We start from the raw sequence: 1865 nt of genomic DNA on the forward strand, positions 1-1865 counted from the left end.
TTCCCGGCGGAACACCCCTTTCTCCTGTGCCGTCAGAGGCTATAATCAGCAATCATCGGGTGAATCCTTCGGCACCCATGCGGCCACACTGAATGATGAAATTCTAATGGTCGTCTATACTGTGTCACGTATGGAATTACCCCCTTTTGAACTCGAACGGTGGCTCGACAAATACGAATCAGACGCTGATCTGATGCTCGCCGAAAGCGGCGTTCGAAGTCTCCCTGCCGACCGGTTCGATCTCGACGTAGATGAACTCGGATACGTCATTCCGACTGACGGAACTCCGGAATTTCGAACGGAAATCGCTGAGCGCTATGACCGTGATACTGAGGAAGTCGTTCTCACCTGTGGAACGCAAGAGGCAGATTTTCTCACGTTCATGTCGCTTCTGAGTGAAGGGGACCATACTGTCGTCGTCTCGCCGACCTACCAGTCGCTTGTGAGCGTCCCCGAGTCGGTTGGAGAGGTTAGTGAAGTTCGAACCGAACCGCCAGAATGGGACCTCTCTGTCGACGCTGTCGCAGAAGCGATGCAGCCGGAAACTCGACTCGTCGTCCTCACGAACCCGAGCAATCCGACGGGGAAGTATCTCGGCCCGGAGACGATGCAAGCACTCTACGATCTCGTCGACGAGAACGATGCGCATCTCCTCGTCGACGAGGTATACCGGATGCTGGCCGGCGATCCTCACACTCCAGCCGCTGCACTCGGTCCACGAGCGATTTCGACTGCTGGTGTCTCGAAGTCATATGGTCTGGCAGGGGCGCGGCTCGGGTGGGTCGTCGCAGACACAGAGATTGCGAACGCAGTACGGAAATGGAAGGATTACACGACGATTTCACCGCCGANCCGCCGATTGTTGGGAACAACATCGCTCGACAAGCGCTTGGAGAGCAGGAGAATGACATTCTGAAGGCGAATCGCACTCACACGAAAGCGAACCGAAAACGTGTCGCCGAATTCCTCGAGCGCTATGACCTCGACTGGTTTGAGCCAACGGGTGTAAACGGGTTCCCGACGATTCCCGGTGGGTTCGAGAACGGCAAGGAATTCTGCCGGTCTGTGTTCGAGGCCGAGAGCGTCGTTCTCGCGCCCGGAGATGTCTTCGGGTATCCCAACCGATTCCGTATCGGTTTCGGCCTCCATACTGAGGAACTCGAAGAAGGCCTTGAGCGAATCGCTCGCCACATTGAGGACAACTGCTGATACTATCCACCAAATTTGCTGCTATCAGAAATCGGCTAGATGGATTCGTCATGCACAAAAGCCTGTGAAATTTATACTGGCGACGTTGATTTCGCGCCCAGTCGTGCATGAGCAATCCACCTTCCTGACTTCAGTGACGGACAAGGGCAAAGGTCAGGTGGCGAGAGCGGTAGCTATCGAGAAGATGCGAGTCAAGAGTTCGATCGGTTCGTCGATTTCCTTTCCAACCACGAGGACAGTCCGACATCATTCGGCGAGTTGGACTCGGGCCATCTCTGTGAGTACGCGCGCCGCCTTATCCGACAGAGATGGACCACAGGTACGGTACGCACGTACTACGCGTACGTCTCAGCACTCTGCGGCTGGGCCGTCCGTGAAGGTCACCTCGCCGAAAACGTCGTCCAGTCGCAACCGACGGCGAGGGGTTCCTGCAGTAATGGAGCCGTTCGTCCAATGAGGTTCGTCTTGGTCGCCGGCACCACTGAAACCGCACACATCGAGGGGATCAGCGCCGCCGGAGCGGACCCCGCTCTGATGGCACACACTCCGAGCGCGGACCTCGAAATCGTTGAATATGGGCAGCCAGTACAGGCACCAGTCATGCCAGTGAGTCCGACTGGCTGTCCGACCCCTGCGGTCATTACACGCGCCGTCCA

Annotated in this window: 3 pseudogenes; all 3 read left to right on the top strand. The window is 56.8% G+C overall.

Annotated elements, in window-relative coordinates:
* Window positions 1-130: 130 nt before the first annotated feature.
* Window positions 131-1209, top strand: a pseudogene (locus C448_RS17030) (aminotransferase class I/II-fold pyridoxal phosphate-dependent enzyme).
* A 114-nt stretch (window positions 1210-1323) separates the two neighbouring features.
* Window positions 1324-1614: pseudogene (locus C448_RS16665) on the top strand (integrase); the annotation flags it as partial.
* Between the two features lie 48 nt (window positions 1615-1662).
* Window positions 1663-1865: pseudogene (locus C448_RS16520) on the top strand (TIGR00303 family protein); the annotation flags it as partial.

This window comes from Halococcus morrhuae DSM 1307, assembly GCF_000336695.1.
In the GTDB taxonomy this organism is placed as follows: domain Archaea; phylum Halobacteriota; class Halobacteria; order Halobacteriales; family Halococcaceae; genus Halococcus; species Halococcus morrhuae.